The organism is Pseudomonas sp. B21-010, assembly GCF_024749325.1.
Lineage (GTDB): Bacteria > Pseudomonadota > Gammaproteobacteria > Pseudomonadales > Pseudomonadaceae > Aquipseudomonas > Aquipseudomonas kilonensis.
On sequence record NZ_CP087198.1, the window covers coordinates 498,042 to 515,048 of the forward strand.

Genomic DNA, 17,007 nt, shown 5'->3' on the forward strand with positions numbered 1-17,007 from the left:
TCTTCTCTTTCAACCGCAGGCGCGGCGGCGCTTCGATGCGCTGGTGGAAAAACTGGGCATTATCCGTGGCGAAGGCGGGCTTGCCAACTGTAGCGGGTCGGTTGGGGATGTGTGGTGACTATTCTTGGCAGTCAGGATGTACGCGATCCCCTTGTGGGAGCGAGCTTGCTCGCGATGACGGTGGGTCAGCTTGCATTGATGTTGAATGCCAGACCGCTATCGCGAGCAAGCTCGCTCCCACAGGGAATCAGTGAGCCCCGTCAATACAAATCCACCGGATCCACATCCAGCGACCAGCGCACCGCCCGCCCGCTAGGCATTTGTTCCAGCGCCAGCAGCCAGGCGCTCAGCAGTCGATGCAGCGGTGCCCGGGCATTGGCCTGTAATAGAAGCTGCGCGCGATAGCGCCCGGCCCGCCGTTCCATCGGCGCCGGCACCGGCCCCAAGAGTTCGATGCCGGTGAGGTTCTGCTCCGCCAGCAAGCGTTCTGCCTCGCTGCAGGCCTCATCGAGAAAGCCTTCGGCCTGCCCCGGCTTGTGGGCTTCGGCCCGCAACAGCGCCAGGTGGGCAAAAGGCGGCAGGCCGGCGCTGCGGCGTTCGCTCAAGGCCTGTTCGGCGAAGGCGAAATAACCTTGCTCGGTCAGTTGGATCAACAGCGGATGATCGGCCAGGTGCGTCTGGATGATCACTTTACCCGGCTCCTCGGCCCGCCCGGCCCGGCCGGCGACCTGGACGATCAACTGCGCCATGCGCTCGCTGGCGCGGAAATCACCGGAAAACAGTCCGCCATCGGCGTCGAGGATCGACACCAGCGTGACCCGCGGAAAGTGGTGCCCCTTGGCGAGCATCTGCGTGCCCACCAGAATGCACGGCTGGCCCTTCTGGATCGTGGCGAACAACTGGTTCATCGCGTCTTTGCGCGAGGTGCTGTCGCGATCCACCCGCAGTACCGGGTAATCGGGGAACAGGATGCCCAGTCGTTCTTCGGCACGCTCGGTGCCGGCGCCGACCGGGCGCAAGTCCACTTTGCCGCACTGCGGGCAATGCCTTGGCACGCGCTCGACGTGGCCGCAGTGGTGGCAACGCAACTCGCCATGGCGTTGATGCACGGTCATCCGCGCATCGCAGCGCTCACAGCCAGACATCCAGCCGCAGTCGTGGCACAACAGCGTCGGGGCAAACCCGCGGCGATTGAGGAACACCAGGACCTGTTGCCCGGCAGCCAGGGTCTGGCCGATGGCTTGCTGCATCGGCCCGGAAATACCGCTGTCCAGCGGGCGACTTTTCACGTCCAGGCGCAGGAAGCGCGGTTGCTTGGCGCCGCCGGCCCGCTCGTTGAGGCGCAGCAGGCCGTAGCGGCCGGTGTAGGCGTTGTGCAGGCTTTCCAGCGATGGCGTGGCCGAGCCGAGGACGATCGGGATGTTTTCCTGGCGGGCGCGCACCAGCGCCAGGTCGCGGGCGTGGTAGCGCAGGCCTTCTTGCTGTTTATAAGAGCCGTCGTGTTCTTCGTCGATGATGATCAGGCCAGGGTTCTTCATCGGTGTGAACAGGGCCGAACGGGTGCCGATGATGATATCGGCCTCGCCGTCACGGGCGGCGAGCCAGGCCTCCAGGCGTTCGCGGTCGTTGACCGCCGAGTGCACCAGGGCGATCCGGGCGTTGAAGCGTTGTTCGAAGCGCGCCAGGGTTTGCGGGCCGAGGTTGATTTCCGGAATCAGTACCAGCGCCTGCTTGCCGGCCTCCAGGGTCTGGCGGATCAGTTGCAGGTAGACCTCGGTCTTGCCGCTGCCGGTAACACCTGCCAGTAGAAAGGCGTGATAACTGTCGAAACCTGCGCGAATCGCTTCGCAAGCGGCCCGCTGTTCGGCGTTGAGCGGCAGTTCCGGCTGGGCCAGCCAATGTTCATGGCGGGCGCCGGGGGCGTGCCTGCGTACTTCCACCTGGACCAGGTCCTTGGCCAGCAACAGGTCGAGGCTGTCCTTGCTGAGCATCAGTTTGCTCAACAATTGATGCGCCACGCCGTGGGGATGTTGGGCCAGGGTCGCCAAGGCCTCACGCTGGCGCGGGGCGCGGGCGATGCGTGGATCGCCCAGCGAGGCGCCGGGCGCCACCGACCAGAACCGCTCCTGGCGCGCCTCGGCCGGTTCGCCCTGGCGCAGCAGCACCGGCAGCGCCCAACTCAGGGTGTCGCCGAGGCTGTGCTGGTAATACTGGGACGTCCACAGGCACAACTTGAACAGCGCGGTGGGCAGTGGTGGCGTGGCATCGAGCAGGGCCAGGGCTGGTTTGAGCTTGTCGACCGGGACCTCGCTGTGGTCGGTGACCTCCACCAGGATGCCGATCATCTCCCGCCGGCCGAACGGCACCCGCAGGCGCATGCCCGGCTGCAACTGGGCGCGCAGGACCCCGGCCGGGGCGCGGTAGTCGAACAGGCGGCGCAGGGGCGAAGGCAAGGCGAGGCGCAGGATGGCGTCGGGCACGCGGGGGATCTCGATAGGCGGACAAGTTCGCAAGGCTGGGCACGATTCAATGTGGGAGCGAGCTTGCTCGCGATGGCTGCGGCACAGCCAGTATCACTGCAACTGACCCACCGCTTTCGCGAGCAAGCTCGCTCCCGCAGGGATTGTGCTTGAGGTCGCGAGCCTAGCAGACGGTTGGTACAAGTCATAGCTTGCGTGATTGATGTTGTCTGGTAGAATCCGCGGCCTAATTACGTGCGGTATTCAACAATAGTGTTGGATGGCGGCACGCTAGCCTGAGGAAAACAGCATGAAAACCGATATCCATCCGGAATACCCAGTAATTGCCGTAACCTGCAGCTGCGGCAACAAGTTCGAAACGCGTTCGACCTACGGCAAAGCCCTGGCGATCGACGTTTGCAACGAATGCCACCCGTTCTACACCGGCAAGCAAAAGACTCTGGATACCGGCGGCCGTGTTCAGAAGTTCGCCGATCGTTTCGGTGCTTTCGGCAAAGTTACTCCAAAAGCCTGAGGCTGATCATTTTGGATGGTCGTCTCGACCGCTCCAGGCTGATGAAAAAGGCGCCCCTTGTGGGCGCCTTTTTTGTGTCTGCGATTTGGCTCGGTGGTGCCCAGGCGTCTTGTCCGTCGCCGGGCAACCTGCCCCAGGTGGCGGTGCAGCGGGTGGTGGATGGCGACACCTTGTACTTGGAGGATGGCCGACGCATTCGGATGATTGGGCTCAACAGTCCTGAGCTGGGCAAGCGAGGCCGCGCCGACGAACCGTTCGCCGTGGCGGCGCGTCAGCGACTCGAAGCCCTGGTAGCCGCCAGCGATGGACGGGTGGGCGTGTTGCCTGGCAAGGATGACCGGGATGATTACGGTCGCACGCTGGCCCATGTCTACAACGCCCAGGGCGAGAACCTCGAGGAGCGGTTGATTGCCGAGGGGCTGGGGTTTCTGGTGGCGGTCGCGCCGAACGTCGACCTGGTCAGTTGCCAGCAAATGGCCGAACGTCATGCGCGGCAAGTCGGATCCGGTCTCTGGAAAAAATCGCCCGTCGTGCGAGCGGAGCAAATCAATGCGCCCGGTTTCGTGCTGACGAGCGGACGTGTCGCAAACGTCCAGCGCAATCGCGGGGGCATCTGGATTGAATTGCAGGGGGCGGTTGTCTTGCACATTGCGCCCGGCGTGCAAAGACGCTTCGACGCCTCGGCCCTGAAGCGGCTAAAGGGCCGAAAAATCGAGGCCCGTGGCTGGGTCGTCGATCGCGCCCGACGCGGCGGCCACAAGGCCGGGCAGGCGCGATGGATGTTGCCGCTGACCGATCCTGCCATGCTGCAAGCGGTCTTGTAAGAAAAGAATTGTAGACATTTTACAGGACGATTGTATGCATATGGCCCTTGTGTTTCGCGGCTCTTGGTCCAAAGTCGTAGGGCAGGGCGCTTGACAGCAGTGACTGGTCAGTCTTGTGGGGACTTTGCGAGGCGCGTATCCTCGGCGGTCCGTCTGTCCAACACAGTAAAAAGCGGAATGCCCACATGTCTGATCTGAAAACTGCCGCTCTCGAATATCACGCTAATCCTCGTCCAGGGAAGCTGAGTGTCGAGCTCACCAAGGCCACCGCTACTGCTCGCGACTTGTCGCTGGCCTACAGCCCCGGCGTAGCCGAACCAGTCCGCGAAATCGCTCGCGACCCTGAACTGGCCTACAAATACACCGGTAAAGGCAACCTGGTTGCAGTCATTTCCGATGGCACCGCGATTCTCGGCCTGGGTAACCTCGGCCCATTGGCTTCCAAGCCAGTCATGGAAGGCAAGGGCGTGCTGTTCAAGCGCTTCGCCGGTATCGACGTATTCGACATCGAAGTCGACTCCGAGAGCCCGCAAGCCTTCATCGACACCGTCAAGCGCATCTCCATCACCTTCGGTGGCATCAACCTGGAAGACATCAAGGCACCTGAGTGCTTCGAGATCGAGCGCGCCCTGATCGAACAGTGCGACATTCCAGTATTCCACGATGACCAGCATGGCACCGCGATCGTTACTGCGGCTGGCATGATCAACGCCCTGGAAATCGCCGGCAAGACCCTGCCGCAAGCCAAGATCGTCTGCCTCGGCGCCGGCGCTGCGGCCATCTCCTGCATGAAGTTGCTGGTGAGCATGGGCGCCAATATCGAAAACATCTTCATGGTCGACCGTACCGGTGTGATCCACTCCGGCCGTGACGACCTGAACCAGTACAAGGCTGTGTTCGCCCACGCGACCGAGAAGCGCTCCCTGGCGGACGCGCTGGACGGTGCCGACGTGTTCGTGGGCCTGTCCGGTCCGAACCTGCTGAGCGCGGAAAACCTGCTGCGCATGGCGCCGAACCCAATCGTGTTCGCGTGCTCGAACCCGGACCCGGAAATCGCCCCGGAACTGGCTCACGCAACTCGTAACGACGTGATCATGGCCACCGGCCGTTCGGACTACCCGAACCAGGTCAACAATGTACTGGGCTTCCCGTTCATCTTCCGCGGTGCCCTGGACGTTCGCGCCAAGCGCATCAACGAAGAAATGAAAGTCGCGGCCGCCAATGCCCTGCGCGAACTGGCCAAGCTGCCAGTGCCTCAGGAAGTGTGCGACGCCTACGGCGGCATCAAGCTGGAATTCGGTCGTGAGTACATCATCCCGAAACCAATGGACGCCCGCCTGATCACCCTGATCTCCGACGCCGTGGCCAAGGCCGCCATCGAGACTGGCGTAGCCACCCTGCCGTATCCGAAGAACTACCCGCTCAAGAGCGTGGATGACGTGTTCAACGGCTAAGCCGTTGTAGCGCTTCAACAAAAAGCCCCGGCTCCTGTGAGTCGGGGCTTTTTGTTGCTTGCGGTTTCGTGTAGCCGCCGCAAGTCCCCTGTGGGAGCGAGCTTGCTCGCGATTGCAGTCTGGCGTTCAACATCGATGCAGGCTGACCTGCCGCCATCGCGAGCAAGCTCGGCTCCCACATTTGGTCGGTGGTGGGCTTTGATTGTGGCTACCGCAAATCTCTGTGGGAGCGAGCTTGTTCGCGATTGCAGTCCGGCATTCAACATAGGTGCCAGCTGACCCGCCGCTATCGCGAGCAAGCTCGGCTCCCACATTTGGTCGGTGGTGGGCTTTGATTGTGGCTACCGCAAATCTCTGTGGGAGCGAGCTTGCTCGCGATTGCAGTCTGGCATTCAACATCGATGCTAGCTGACCTGCCGCCATCGCGAGCAAGCTCGGCTCCCACATTTGATCGGTGGTGGGCTTTGATTGTGGCTCCTACAGAATGTTGCGGCCCAAAAAAGCCCCGCGCTTCTTTCGAAGGCGGGGCTTTTGGGTGGTGCCCGGTCAGAACAGATCGATCGGCGCCGCTTCGTCCGCAGGCAATGGGCTGCCCGGTGCGACGCCGTTGCCCAGTTCGTTGGCTGACGGAGGGGTGTCTTCGCTCTTGAACAGTTCGAAGTACGCCCCCGGGGTGCCCGGTGTGGCGGCGCGGCCACTGACTGGATCGACCCGCAGGCTGAGGATGCCTTCTGGCTCCGGCTGGATGTGAGGCGGTTTGTCCTTGAGGGCGGCGCCCATGTAGCTCATCCAGATCGGCAACGCCACGGTGCCGCCGAACTCGCGGCGACCCAAGCTTTCGGGTTGGTCGAAGCCGGTCCAGACGGTGGTCACGTAATCGGCGTTGTAGCCGGAGAACCAGGCGTCCTTGGATTCGTTGGTGGTACCGGTCTTGCCCGCCAGGTCGGTGCGGCCCAGGGCCAGGGCGCGACGGCCGGTGCCGAGCTTGATCACGTCCTGCAGCATGCTGTTGAGGATGTAGGTGGTACGGCCATCGACAATGCGTTCCGCGATGGCGGGCGCCTGGGGCAGGCCTGGGGCCGTGGTGGCTTCGCCCGGTGTCGCATTGACCGTAAACGTCTCGGTGGACGGTGCGGCGACGCCATTGCTGGCCTGCTCACCCGTTGGGACGCGTGGCGGGTTGGCGACGAACAGCGTCTCGCCGTTGCGGCTTTCGATCTTGTCGATGATGTACGGGGTGATCTTGTACCCGCCGTTGGCGAATGTACTCCAGCCGGTGGCGATTTCCATCGGCGTCAAGGTCGCGGTGCCCAGGGCCAGGGACAGGTTGCGCGGCAGATCCTGCTTGTTGAAGCCGAACTTGCTGATGTAGTCGATGGTGCGGTCCACGCCCAATGCCTGCAGCAGGCGGATCGAGACCAGGTTGCGGGATTTGTACAGCGCCTCGCGCAAACGAATCGGGCCGAGGAACGTATTGGTGTCGTTCTTCGGTCGCCAGACCTTGTCCAGGTACTCATCGACGAACACGATCGGTGCGTCGTTCACCAGGCTGGCGGCGGTGTAGCCGTTATCCAGGGCGGCGCTGTAGACGAATGGCTTGAAGCTCGAGCCCGGCTGGCGCTTGGCCTGCAACGCGCGGTTGTAGTTGCTTTGCTCGAAGGCGAAGCCACCGACCAACGAACGGATGGCACCGTCCTGCGGGTCGAGGGACACCAGGGCGCCCTGGGCGGCCGGGATCTGGCTGAACTTGAGAGTGTTGTCCGCCTGGCGCTGGACGCGGATCAGGTCGCCGACCTGGGCAACGTCGGACGATTGCCGTGGGTTGGCGCCCATGCTGTTGGTGTTGAGGAACGGCCGGGCCCACTTCATGGTGTCCCAGGCCACGTGTTCTTCCTGCTCGCCGTTACGGGTCAGCACCTTGATGCCGTCCTTGTCCACCGACGTGACAATCGCCGGCTCCAGGCTGCTGATGGTGCGCTGCTTGGTCAGCTCCAGGGCCCAGGCTTCCTTGGTCTTGCCTGGCAGGCGCGATTCAGGGCCACGGTAGCCGTGGCGCTGGTCGTAGGTCATCAAGCCTTCGTGCAGCGCGGTGTTGGCCATTTCCTGCAAGTTGCTCGGCACCGTGGTGGTCACGCGGAAGCCTTCGGTGTAAGCGTCGCTGCCATAGCGCCCAACCATCTCGGCACGGGCCATCTCGGCGATATACGGGGCATTCACTTCCGGGGTCGGTACGTGATAGCTGGCGTTCAGCGGTTCATTGATCGCGGCGGTATAGTCGGCTTCGCTGATCTTGCCGAGCTTGTACATACGCCCCAGGATCCAGTCGCGACGTTCCTTGCTGCGTGCCGGGTTGGCCAGCGGGTTGAAGCGCGAGGGTGCCTTGGGCAGGCCGGCAATCATCGCCATCTGTGCCAGGCTCACGTCGCGGATCGACTTGCCGTAATACACCTGCGCCGCCGCCTCGATGCCGTAGGCGCGGTTGCCCAGGTAAATCTTGTTCACGTACAGCTCGAGGATTTCATCCTTGGTCAGTTGCCGCTCGATTTGCAGGGCCAGGAGGATCTCGGTGGTCTTGCGCGAGAAGCTGCGCTCGCTGGTCAGGAAGAAGTTCTTGGCCACCTGCATGGTGATGGTGCTGCCGCCGGACTGGATGTGCCCGCTCTTGACCAACTGGCTGGCGGCGCGCATCAGGCTGCCCGGGTCGACGCCGTAGTGATTGGCGAAGTTATCGTCTTCAGCACTTAGTAACGCATTGATGAAATTGGGGGGAATGTCGGCGAAACGGATCGGCGTGCGGCGCATTTCGCCAAATTCGGCGATCAACTTGTTGTCGCTGCTGTACACCCGCAAAGGAATCTGCAACTGAATACTTCTCAGCGCCTCCACGGACGGCAATCCCGGACTAAGGTAAAGAAAGGCACCGCTCAGGCCCAAGAGCAGTCCGCAGAAAACGGCGACGATGGACCATCCGAAAAATTTCAGCAGACGAATCAAGGCTTTTGGATATCCAGGCAAAGAATGAAAAAGGCGCCAGGTGCAGGGATGGACCCGTGCTTGCAACAAAGCGAAAAAAAACGCAGGGCATTATAAGCATTTTTTTTCGTCGGGAATGCCATCCGGACGTCCGTCGGACCGGTGTAATTGAACGCAATGCATATTAGAGAGTCCGTAACTCACGGATAGTCATAGGGAATTGGTAGTGCTACGACTCTTCAATAAAAAAGCCCATGCGCTTCTGGGGATCGACATCAGTTCGACGTCGGTGAAGCTGCTGGAGTTGAGCCGCCAGGGTGATCGATACCGCGTCGAGTCCTACGCGGTCGAACCGTTGCCAGCCAACGCCGTGGTCGAGAAGAACATCGCCGAGCTCGAAGGGGTGGGGCAGGCGTTGTCGCGCCTGTTGGCCAAGGCCAGGACGCCCTTGCGTAGCGTGGCAGTGGCCGTGGCGGGTTCGGCGGTGATCACCAAGACCATCGAGATGGACGCCGGGCTGTCCGACGATGACATGGAAAACCAGCTCAAGATCGAGGCCGATCAATACATCCCCTATCCCCTGGATGAGGTGGCCATTGATTTCGAAGTGATAGGTGTTTCGCCACGCAGTGCCGAGCGCGTCGAAGTGCTGCTGGCGGCGTGCCGCAAGGAAAACGTCGAGGTCCGCGAGGCCGCGTTGGCGCTCGCCGGGCTGACGGCCCGGGTGGTCGATGTGGAGGCTTATGCGCTGGAGCGTGCTTTCGGCCTGCTCGCCACCCAACTGGCTGCCTCCCAGGAACGGCTGACTGTGGCGGTTGTAGACATCGGCGCCACCATGACCACCCTCAGCGTGCTGCACAACGGGCGCATCATCTATACCCGCGAACAATTGTTCGGCGGTCGCCAACTGACCGAGGAAATTCAGCGCCGCTATGGTCTGACACCCGAGCAGGCCGGCCTGGCAAAGAAGCAGGGTGGCCTGCCGGACGATTATCTCAGTGAGGTGCTGCAACCTTTTCGCGAGGCCCTGGTACAGCAGGTCTCGCGGTCCTTGCAGTTCTTCTTCGCCTCGGGCCAGTACAGTGCGGTGGATCACATTCTGCTGGCCGGGGGCTCGGCTTCTGTCGCCGGCCTGGATCGGCTGATCGAGCAGCGCCTGGGCACGCCGACCCAGGTGGCCAACCCGTTTACCAACATGGCCCTGAGCAGCAAGGTCAATGCCGGCGCCCTGGCCGGTGATGCGCCGGCACTGATGATTGCCTGTGGGCTGGCCCTCAGGAGTTTCGACTGATGGCGCGGATCAACCTGCTTCCCTGGCGCGAAGAGCTGCGTGAAGAACGGCGTAAACGCTTTTTGCTGGCCTTGGTGGGGGCGCTGGTCGGTGCGGTTGGCATGGTCCTGGTCGCGGCCCGGTACTTCGACAGCGCCATCGACCATCAGGTCGCTCGCAATAGCCATCTCTCCGAGCAGATCGCCGTGCTGGACGAACGCATCAAGCAGATCAGCGAATTGAAGGCCCGTCGCCAGCAATTGTTGGAGCGCATGCGCATCATCCAGGACTTGCAAGGCAACCGGCCGGTCAGCGGGCGCATCTTCGACCAATTGGTGCGAACCCTGCCGGACGGGGTGTATTTCACTGAGGTGAAGATGGAAGACGGGACGCTCTCGATCAAGGGGGCCGCGGAATCGAACAACCGGGTCTCGGACCTGATGCGCAACCTGGACTCGTCGGACCTGTTCGACACGCCCAGCCTGACGGAGGTCAAGGCCACCACCGCTGGGCAGCTCGACCAGGCCAACGTCTTCCAGCTGACGGTTCGCCAGACTCGCCCGGCCGATGCGGAGGACGCCCAATGAAGCCTGGGGAGTGGCTCGACGCACTGCGCAAGATCGATCTCAGTGACCTGGACACCAACAACATCGGTTCCTGGCCCGCGCCGATCAAGTGGCTGGCGGGTGTCCTGCTGGTGGTCCTGGTGCTGGGGCTGGGCTATAACTTTGCCTTGAGTGACCTGGAGAACCAGTTGCAGCAGGTGCGCGAGGAAGAAAACACCCTCAAGGCGCAATTCGCGGGCAAGGCCCACATGGCCGCGAACCTGGAGCGCTACACCGAGCAGATGAAGCAGATGGAAACGTCTTTTGGTGTGCTGTTGCGGCAATTGCCCAGCGATACCGAAGTGCCGGGCCTGCTGGAGGACATTACTCGCACCGGCCTGGGCAGTGGCCTGGAGTTCGAGGAAATCAAGCTGCTACCGGAGGTCACCCAGCCGTTCTACATCGAGTTGCCGATCCAGATCACCGTGACCGGCGGCTACCACGACCTGGCGACGTTCGTCAGTGGGGTGGCGGGGCTGCCCCGGATTGTCACGCTGCATGATTTCGAGATCGCACCGATGGAGCCCGAGGCCGGCGCGAAGCTGCGAATGAGCATCCAGGCCAAGACCTACCGGTACAACGAGCAGGAGGCGCAACCATGAGGCCGGTGTGGCGCATCTGCCTGCTGGCAGGCCTGGTCGCGCTGGCGGGCTGCGGTAACGACAATGGTTTCAGCGACCTGGACGCCTACATGAACGAAGTGCGCCTGCGGCCACCCGGCAAGATCGAGCCGACGCCGACGTTCAGGCCCTACGAAACCTTTACCTACAGTGCCGCCAACCTGCGCAGCCCGTTTTCCCGGCAGGTCCGCGTGGACCAGGCTGAACGGCAGCGGGGCTCGCGCAATGTCCGGCCCGACCCGAACCGGGTCAAACAGTACCTGGAAGGCTTCAACATCGAGCAGTTTGAAATGGTCGGTACGATCTCCAACGCCAGTGGCTCCTTCGCGCTCCTGCGGGGCGCGGGCGGGGTGCATCGGCTCAAGGTCGGTGACTATCTGGGGCGCAACGACGGGCGGATCGTCAACATCAGTGCCACCCAGGTCGATGTGGTCGAAATCGTTCCCGATGGCGAGGGTGCCTGGCTGGAGCGACCACGGACCATTCCTTTGAAAGAGCATTCATAGTGGAACTCGAACAATGAACAGGTTTTTTTCAGCCCTCGGTATTTCGCTATGGATAGCGCTGTTGTCGCCGATGGTTCTCGGGGCAAGCCTGAAGACGTTGGATGTGGCGGCGTTGCCGGGGGACCGTGTCGAGTTGAAGCTCTCCTTCGACGGGCCGCCGCCGCCGCCCCGGGGCTACACCACCGAACAACCGGCGCGGATTGCGCTGGACCTGCCGGGCGTGACCAATCAACTTTCCAGCAAGCGCCGCGACCTGGGCGGGGGCAATGCACGCAGCGCCACGGTGGTCGAGGCTGGGGATCGTACTCGGTTGATCATCGGCCTTACCCAGCTGGCGCCGTATGACACCCGGATCGAAGGTAACAACCTGTTCGTGGTGGTTGGCAAGGGCGTCGCCCCGAAGACCGTCGCCCCGAAGAACTCCACCACCCAGCCCCCGCGCCCGGCGGTTGCCAGCGCTGCGCCTGCGAGGGCCAGTGCGCCGGCGGGCAAGGCGATCCGAGGAGTGGATTTCCAGCGCGGGACCCAGGGCGAAGGCAACGTCGTGATCGACCTGTCTGATCCGTCCATCGCCCCGGATATCCAGGAGCGCGAAGGCAAGATCATCCTCAATTTCGCCAGGACCCAGTTGCCTGAGCCGCTGCGCGTGCGCCTGGACGTCAAGGACTTCGCCACCCCGGTGCAATTCGTCAATGCCAGCGCCGGCAGCGACCGGGCGACCATCAGCATCGAACCCAGCGGGACCTTCGACTACTCGACCTACCAGACCGATAACAAGCTCACTGTCAGCGTCCGGCCCATGACCGTCGACGACCTGCAAAAACGCAACGCCGACCGCGCGGCCTACAGTGGCGAGAAGCTCTCGCTCAACTTCCAGGACATCGAGGTGCGTTCGGTCCTGCAGCTGATTGCCGATTTTACCAACCTGAACCTCGTGGCCAGCGACACGGTGCAGGGTGGCATCACCTTGCGGTTGCAGAATGTGCCCTGGGACCAGGCGCTCGACCTGGTGCTCAAGACCAAGGGGTTGGACAAGCGCAAGGTCGGCAATGTGCTGTTGGTGGCTCCGGCCGATGAAATTGCCGCGCGTGAACGCCAGGAGCTGGAGTCGCAGAAGCAGATTGCCGACCTGGCGCCGCTGCGGCGTGAGCTGTTGCAGGTCAACTATGCGAAGGCGGCGGACATCGCCAAGTTGTTCCAGTCGGTGACCAGTGCCGAGGCCAAAGCCGATGAGCGCGGCTCGATCACGGTCGATGAGCGAACCAACAACATCATTGCCTACCAGACCCAGGACCGCCTCGACGAACTGCGCCGGATCGTGGCGCAACTGGATATTCCGGTGCGCCAGGTGATGATCGAAGCGCGGATTGTCGAAGCCAACGTCGACTACGACAAAAGCCTGGGCGTGCGCTGGGGTGGTTCGGTACAGAACCAGGGCAACTGGAATTCCTCCGGGGTCACCAACGGCACTTCCACCACCATCGGCACCCCGGGCAGCACCGGCACCAACCAACCGTTCGTCGACATGGGCACCTCGGGCAACACCTCGGGCATCGGCATCGCGTTCATCACCGACAACGTATTGTTGGACCTTGAGCTGACGGCCATGGAGAAAACCGGCAACGGCGAAATCGTCTCCCAGCCCAAGGTGGTGACGTCCGACAAGGAGACGGCAAAGATCCTCAAGGGCACGGAAATTCCTTATCAGGAAGCCAGCTCCAGCGGTGCTACGTCGGTGTCGTTCAAGGAGGCTTCGCTGTCGCTGGAGGTGACCCCGCAGATCACCCCGGACAACCGGATCATCATGGAGGTCAAGGTCACCAAGGATGAGCCGGACTACCTGAACAAGGTGAATGATGTGCCGCCGATCAAGAAAAACGAAGTCAATGCCAAGGTCCTGGTCAATGACGGCGAGACCATTGTGATTGGTGGGGTTTTCTCAAATACTCAGAGCAAGGTTGTAGATAAGGTGCCATTTCTTGGCGATGTGCCGTATCTTGGCCGCCTTTTCCGGCGTGATGTGGTTTCGGAGAAAAAATCCGAGCTGCTGGTGTTCCTCACTCCGCGTATCATGAATAACCAGGCGATTGCTGTGAGTCGTTGATTCTGTGCGAAATTTGATTCTTGTTGGGCCGATGGGCGCTGGAAAAAGCACCATCGGCCGTTTGCTGGCCAAAGAGCTGCGCCTGCCGTTCAAAGATTCCGACAAGGAAATTGAATTGCGCACGGGCGCCAATATCCCATGGATTTTCGACAAGGAAGGCGAACCGGGCTTTCGTGACCGTGAGCAGGCGATGATCGCCGAGCTGTGCGCGTTCGATGGCGTGGTGCTCGCCACCGGTGGCGGCGCGGTGATGCGCGAAGCCAATCGTCGGGCGCTGCATGCTGGGGGACGAGTGGTCTATCTGCATGCTTCTGTCGAGCAGCAGGTGGGGCGCACCGCTCGGGATCGCAACCGCCCGCTGTTGCGCACCGCCGACCCGGCCAAGACCCTGCGCGACCTCCTGGCGCTGCGTGACCCGCTGTATCGGGAGATCGCCGACCTGGTGGTGGAAACCGACGAGCGGCCGCCGCGGATGGTGGTGCTGGACATTCTCGATCGCCTTCAGCAACTGCCTCCCCGTTAATGCGCTTGGCGAAATGCGCTATCCTCGACGTCCCGTCATGGCCCGCCTGGGGCGTGGCGGATGGCCATTAACTGGCGTCAGAACAAGCTCCGTGGACTTTCGTTAATTGCAGGCAGGACGCCTGATTCCATCTTCACTGTGGGGACACATGCAGACACTTAAGGTCGACCTGGGCGAGCGCAGCTACCCGATTCATATTGGCGAAGGCTTGCTGGACCAGCCCGAACTGCTGGCGCCGCATATCGCCGGGCGGCAAGTGGCGATCATTTCCAATGAAACCGTCGCGCCCCTGTATCTGGAACGCCTGATCCGCAGCCTGTCGGCCTTCTCGGTCATTTCCGTGGTATTGCCCGACGGCGAAGCCTTCAAGAACTGGGAAACCCTGCAACTTATTTTCGACGGCCTGCTGACTGCGCGCCACGATCGTCGCACCACGGTGGTTGCCTTGGGTGGCGGTGTGATCGGCGACATGGCCGGTTTTGCTGCCGCCTGCTATCAGCGTGGCGTCGATTTCATCCAGATCCCCACCACGCTGCTGTCGCAGGTCGACTCGTCGGTGGGCGGCAAGACCGGGATCAACCATCCGCTGGGCAAGAACATGGTCGGCGCGTTCTATCAGCCCAACGTGGTGCTGATCGACACCGCCACCCTCAATACCTTGCCGGCCCGCGAACTGTCTGCGGGGCTGGCGGAAGTCATCAAGTACGGGCTGATCTGCGACGAGCCGTTCCTGGGCTGGCTCGAGGATAACGTCGACCGCCTGCGCGCACTCGATCAAGCAGCCCTGACCTACGCCATCGAACGCTCCTGCGCCGCCAAGGCTGCCGTGGTCGGTGCCGATGAGCGTGAGTCGGGGGTGCGCGCCACCCTCAACCTGGGTCACACCTTTGGCCATGCCATCGAAACCCACATGGGCTATGGTGTCTGGCTGCACGGTGAAGCGGTTGCGGCCGGTACGGTCATGGCCCTGGAGATGTCTGCGCGCCTGGGCTGGATCAGCGAACAGGAGCGTGATCGCGGTATTAGTCTGTTCCAGCGCGCCGGGCTTCCGGTGGTTCCGCCCGAGGAAATGAGCGAGGCGGATTTTCTTGAACACATGGCAATCGACAAAAAAGTGATCGACGGTCGTCTGCGTCTGGTGCTGCTGCGCCACATGGGCGAAGCGGTGGTGACCGACGATTATCCGAAAGAAGTTCTACAGGCCACGCTGGGAGCGGACTACCGCGCCCTGGCTCAGCTTAAAGGTTAATAAGATCCGATGACTAGTTTGCATGCCGACGAGGCTTTCCTCGGCCATTTCCAATTGAGTCATGACCCTTTCGCACCGCGGGTCCCGGGCTTCAAGTTCTTTCCTGCACAGCGCAAGCCGGTGCTGGGCCAGTTGCATCACCTGGCGCGCTACAGTCAATTGCTGCTGGTGGTCACCGGTCCCCAGGGCAGCGGCAAGACCTTGCTGCGCCAGGCGCTGGTGGCCAGCACCAACAAGCAGTCCGTGCAAAGCGTGGTGGTGTCGGCCCGTGGCGCCGGCGATGCAGCCGGTATATTGCGTCAGGTGGCCCAGGCGCTGAACGTCGCGCAGGCCGAAGTCGGTGCAATTCTCGATCAGATCGTGCAACTGGCGCTGACCGGGCAGGAAGTCTATCTGCTGGTGGACGATGCCGAGCAACTCGACGAGTCGGCCCTCGAGGCCCTGCTGGCCTTGGCGGCCGGGGCGCCGGAGGGTCGCCCTCATGTGTTCCTGTTCGGTGAGTCGTCGCTGATCGCTGATCTGGACCAATTGAACCTTGAGGAAGAGCGCTTCCACGTCATCGAGCTGGCGCCCTACACCGAGGAAGAAACGCGCGAATACCTGGCCCAGCGTCTTGAGGGTGCGGGCCGGGGTATCGAACTTTTCACCGCCGATCAGATCTCTGAGATTCACGAAAGCGCCGACGGTTGGCCTGGCAACATCAACCAGGTCGCCCGCGATGCTCTGATCGAAGTCATGATTGCCAGCCGCTCAGCGGTGAAGCGTCCAAGTATGGGGTTCAACATGCCGAAGAAACACGTATTGGCTATTTCCGCCGTCGTCGTGGTCGCGGTTGCCGCCGCCTGGCTGATGCCGGGTCGCACCAAGGCACCCACCACGGGTGCCCCTGCCAACGAACAGGCGCAACTGCCTCTCGGCCAAGGGACGCCGCAACCCAACGGTGGTGCGCCGGCAGTGGAATTCGCCGGCAACACCCAGCCGATGCCACTGCCGCTGGTCGGCCAGTCGCAACCGGTCATGCGCGGTCCTCTGGCTGAAGCGGCCGGTGGCATCACCGAAGGCGACGACGGCGCTGCGCCACCGGTCGATGACAGCAGCGACGTGCCGCCGACCGTGACCACCACCGCACCGCCTGTGGGCGTGCCGGCCGGTCCTGCCCCGACGCCTGCCCCGGCTGCCAAGCCGACTCCGGCGCCGACCCAGCTGGCCACTGCCAAGCCTGCCCCGGTTCCAGCGCCTGCCACCAAGCCGGCGGCGCCAGCACCCGCAGCCAAGCCTGCTGCTGCCCCGGCCAAGGCCACAGGCGGTAGCTGGTACGCTGGCCAGGCACCGGGCAACTACGTAGTGCAGATCCTCGGCACCAGCTCCGAAGCCGCGGCACAGAGCTTCGTCAAGGAGCAGGGCGGCGAGTACCGCTATTTCAAGAAAGTCCTCAACGGCAAGCCGCTGTATGTCATCACCTACGGCAGCTTTGCCAACCGTGATGCAGCCGTTTCCGCCATCAAGGCCTTGCCAGCGAAGGTTCAGGCTGGTAAACCTTGGCCTCGCACTGTCGCCAGCGTCCAACAGGAACTGGCAGCAACTCGCTGAAGATTCGGCGGCCTTACCCAGGCCGCCTCTCCCGGCAACCTCAAAATTTCCGCAGGGGCGGGCGACCTTTCAGGCCGCGCGCCTTGTGGTGTCTGCGTCACAGTAGTGTTTGAGTCGTAGCGGTCGAACCCAAAAAAGTTTTGACTAGCACAGCATATAGCTTTAAATCTTTCATAAATGCGACATGGATTTGCGACAGTTCGTCGTCAAATTTGTGAGCCTCTGTGTCGGTGTGTACAATGACCTCCCTTTTGCCCCCGCAAAGCTGGCGTACGTTCGGCGCGGTATGCAACTG

General features: G+C 62.4%; 13 protein-coding genes. 11 read left to right on the plus strand and 2 right to left on the minus strand.

Annotation, left to right across the window (positions count from 1 at the left end):
- Positions 1 to 260 precede the first annotated feature (260 nt).
- Positions 261 to 2,480, minus strand: coding sequence for a primosomal protein N' (locus LOY50_RS02195; protein ID WP_258690222.1), 2,220 nt, complete (start codon positions 2,478 to 2,480; stop codon positions 261 to 263).
- Positions 2,481 to 2,769: 289 nt separating this feature from the next.
- Here LOY50_RS02195 and rpmE point away from each other — a divergent pair, with 289 nt between their 5' ends.
- From rpmE to LOY50_RS02210, 3 genes are all read left to right on the plus strand, one after another.
- Positions 2,770 to 2,994: a 50S ribosomal protein L31 gene (gene rpmE, locus LOY50_RS02200; protein WP_003196965.1), complete on the plus strand. Its 225-nt coding sequence runs from the start codon at positions 2,770 to 2,772 to the stop codon at positions 2,992 to 2,994.
- Positions 2,995 to 3,035: 41 nt separating this feature from the next.
- Positions 3,036 to 3,818, plus strand: a complete 783-nt coding sequence (locus LOY50_RS02205; protein WP_258690223.1) for a thermonuclease family protein — start codon at positions 3,036 to 3,038, stop codon at positions 3,816 to 3,818.
- Positions 3,819 to 4,003: 185 nt separating this feature from the next.
- Positions 4,004 to 5,272 carry a malic enzyme-like NAD(P)-binding protein gene (locus LOY50_RS02210; protein ID WP_258690224.1) on the plus strand — a complete coding sequence of 423 codons (1,269 nt, stop codon included), beginning with the start codon at positions 4,004 to 4,006 and terminating at the stop codon, positions 5,270 to 5,272.
- Between the two features lie 546 nt (positions 5,273 to 5,818).
- Here LOY50_RS02210 and LOY50_RS02215 read toward each other — a convergent pair.
- Positions 5,819 to 8,263: a penicillin-binding protein 1A gene (locus LOY50_RS02215; RefSeq protein ID WP_408980853.1), complete on the minus strand. Its 2,445-nt coding sequence runs from the start codon at positions 8,261 to 8,263 to the stop codon at positions 5,819 to 5,821.
- 208 nt (positions 8,264 to 8,471) lie between these two features.
- Between LOY50_RS02215 and LOY50_RS02220 the strand changes: the two genes are divergently transcribed.
- The 8 genes from LOY50_RS02220 to LOY50_RS02255 all read left to right on the plus strand — a co-directional run bounded on the left by LOY50_RS02220 (position 8,472) and on the right by LOY50_RS02255 (position 16,712).
- Entirely contained in the window at positions 8,472 to 9,536 is a 1,065-nt protein-coding gene (locus LOY50_RS02220) for a pilus assembly protein PilM (RefSeq protein WP_214510899.1), read from the plus strand.
- Positions 9,536 to 10,102 carry a PilN domain-containing protein gene (locus LOY50_RS02225; protein WP_258690225.1) on the plus strand — a complete coding sequence of 189 codons (567 nt, stop codon included), beginning with the start codon at positions 9,536 to 9,538 and terminating at the stop codon, positions 10,100 to 10,102. Before LOY50_RS02220 ends, LOY50_RS02225 begins: the two co-directional genes overlap by 1 nt.
- Positions 10,099 to 10,722 carry a type 4a pilus biogenesis protein PilO gene (gene pilO / locus LOY50_RS02230; protein ID WP_214510897.1) on the plus strand — a complete coding sequence of 208 codons (624 nt, stop codon included), beginning with the start codon at positions 10,099 to 10,101 and terminating at the stop codon, positions 10,720 to 10,722. The genes LOY50_RS02225 and pilO overlap by 4 nt, the downstream gene beginning before the upstream one ends.
- Positions 10,719 to 11,246 carry a pilus assembly protein PilP gene (locus LOY50_RS02235; RefSeq protein ID WP_253471097.1) on the plus strand — a complete coding sequence of 176 codons (528 nt, stop codon included), beginning with the start codon at positions 10,719 to 10,721 and terminating at the stop codon, positions 11,244 to 11,246. Before pilO ends, LOY50_RS02235 begins: the two co-directional genes overlap by 4 nt.
- A gap of 13 nt (positions 11,247 to 11,259) precedes the next feature.
- Positions 11,260 to 13,350, plus strand: coding sequence for a type IV pilus secretin PilQ (gene pilQ / locus LOY50_RS02240; protein ID WP_253471099.1), 2,091 nt, complete (start codon positions 11,260 to 11,262; stop codon positions 13,348 to 13,350).
- A 4-nt stretch (positions 13,351 to 13,354) separates the two neighbouring features.
- Positions 13,355 to 13,873, plus strand: coding sequence for a shikimate kinase AroK (aroK, locus tag LOY50_RS02245; protein ID WP_024616288.1), 519 nt, complete (start codon positions 13,355 to 13,357; stop codon positions 13,871 to 13,873).
- 148 nt (positions 13,874 to 14,021) lie between these two features.
- On the plus strand, positions 14,022 to 15,122 hold the full coding sequence (gene aroB / locus LOY50_RS02250) for a 3-dehydroquinate synthase (protein ID WP_258690226.1): 1,101 nt from the start codon (positions 14,022 to 14,024) through the stop codon (positions 15,120 to 15,122).
- Positions 15,123 to 15,131: 9 nt separating this feature from the next.
- Positions 15,132 to 16,712, plus strand: a complete 1,581-nt coding sequence (locus LOY50_RS02255; protein WP_253471102.1) for an AAA family ATPase — start codon at positions 15,132 to 15,134, stop codon at positions 16,710 to 16,712.
- Positions 16,713 to 17,007 lie beyond the last annotated feature (295 nt).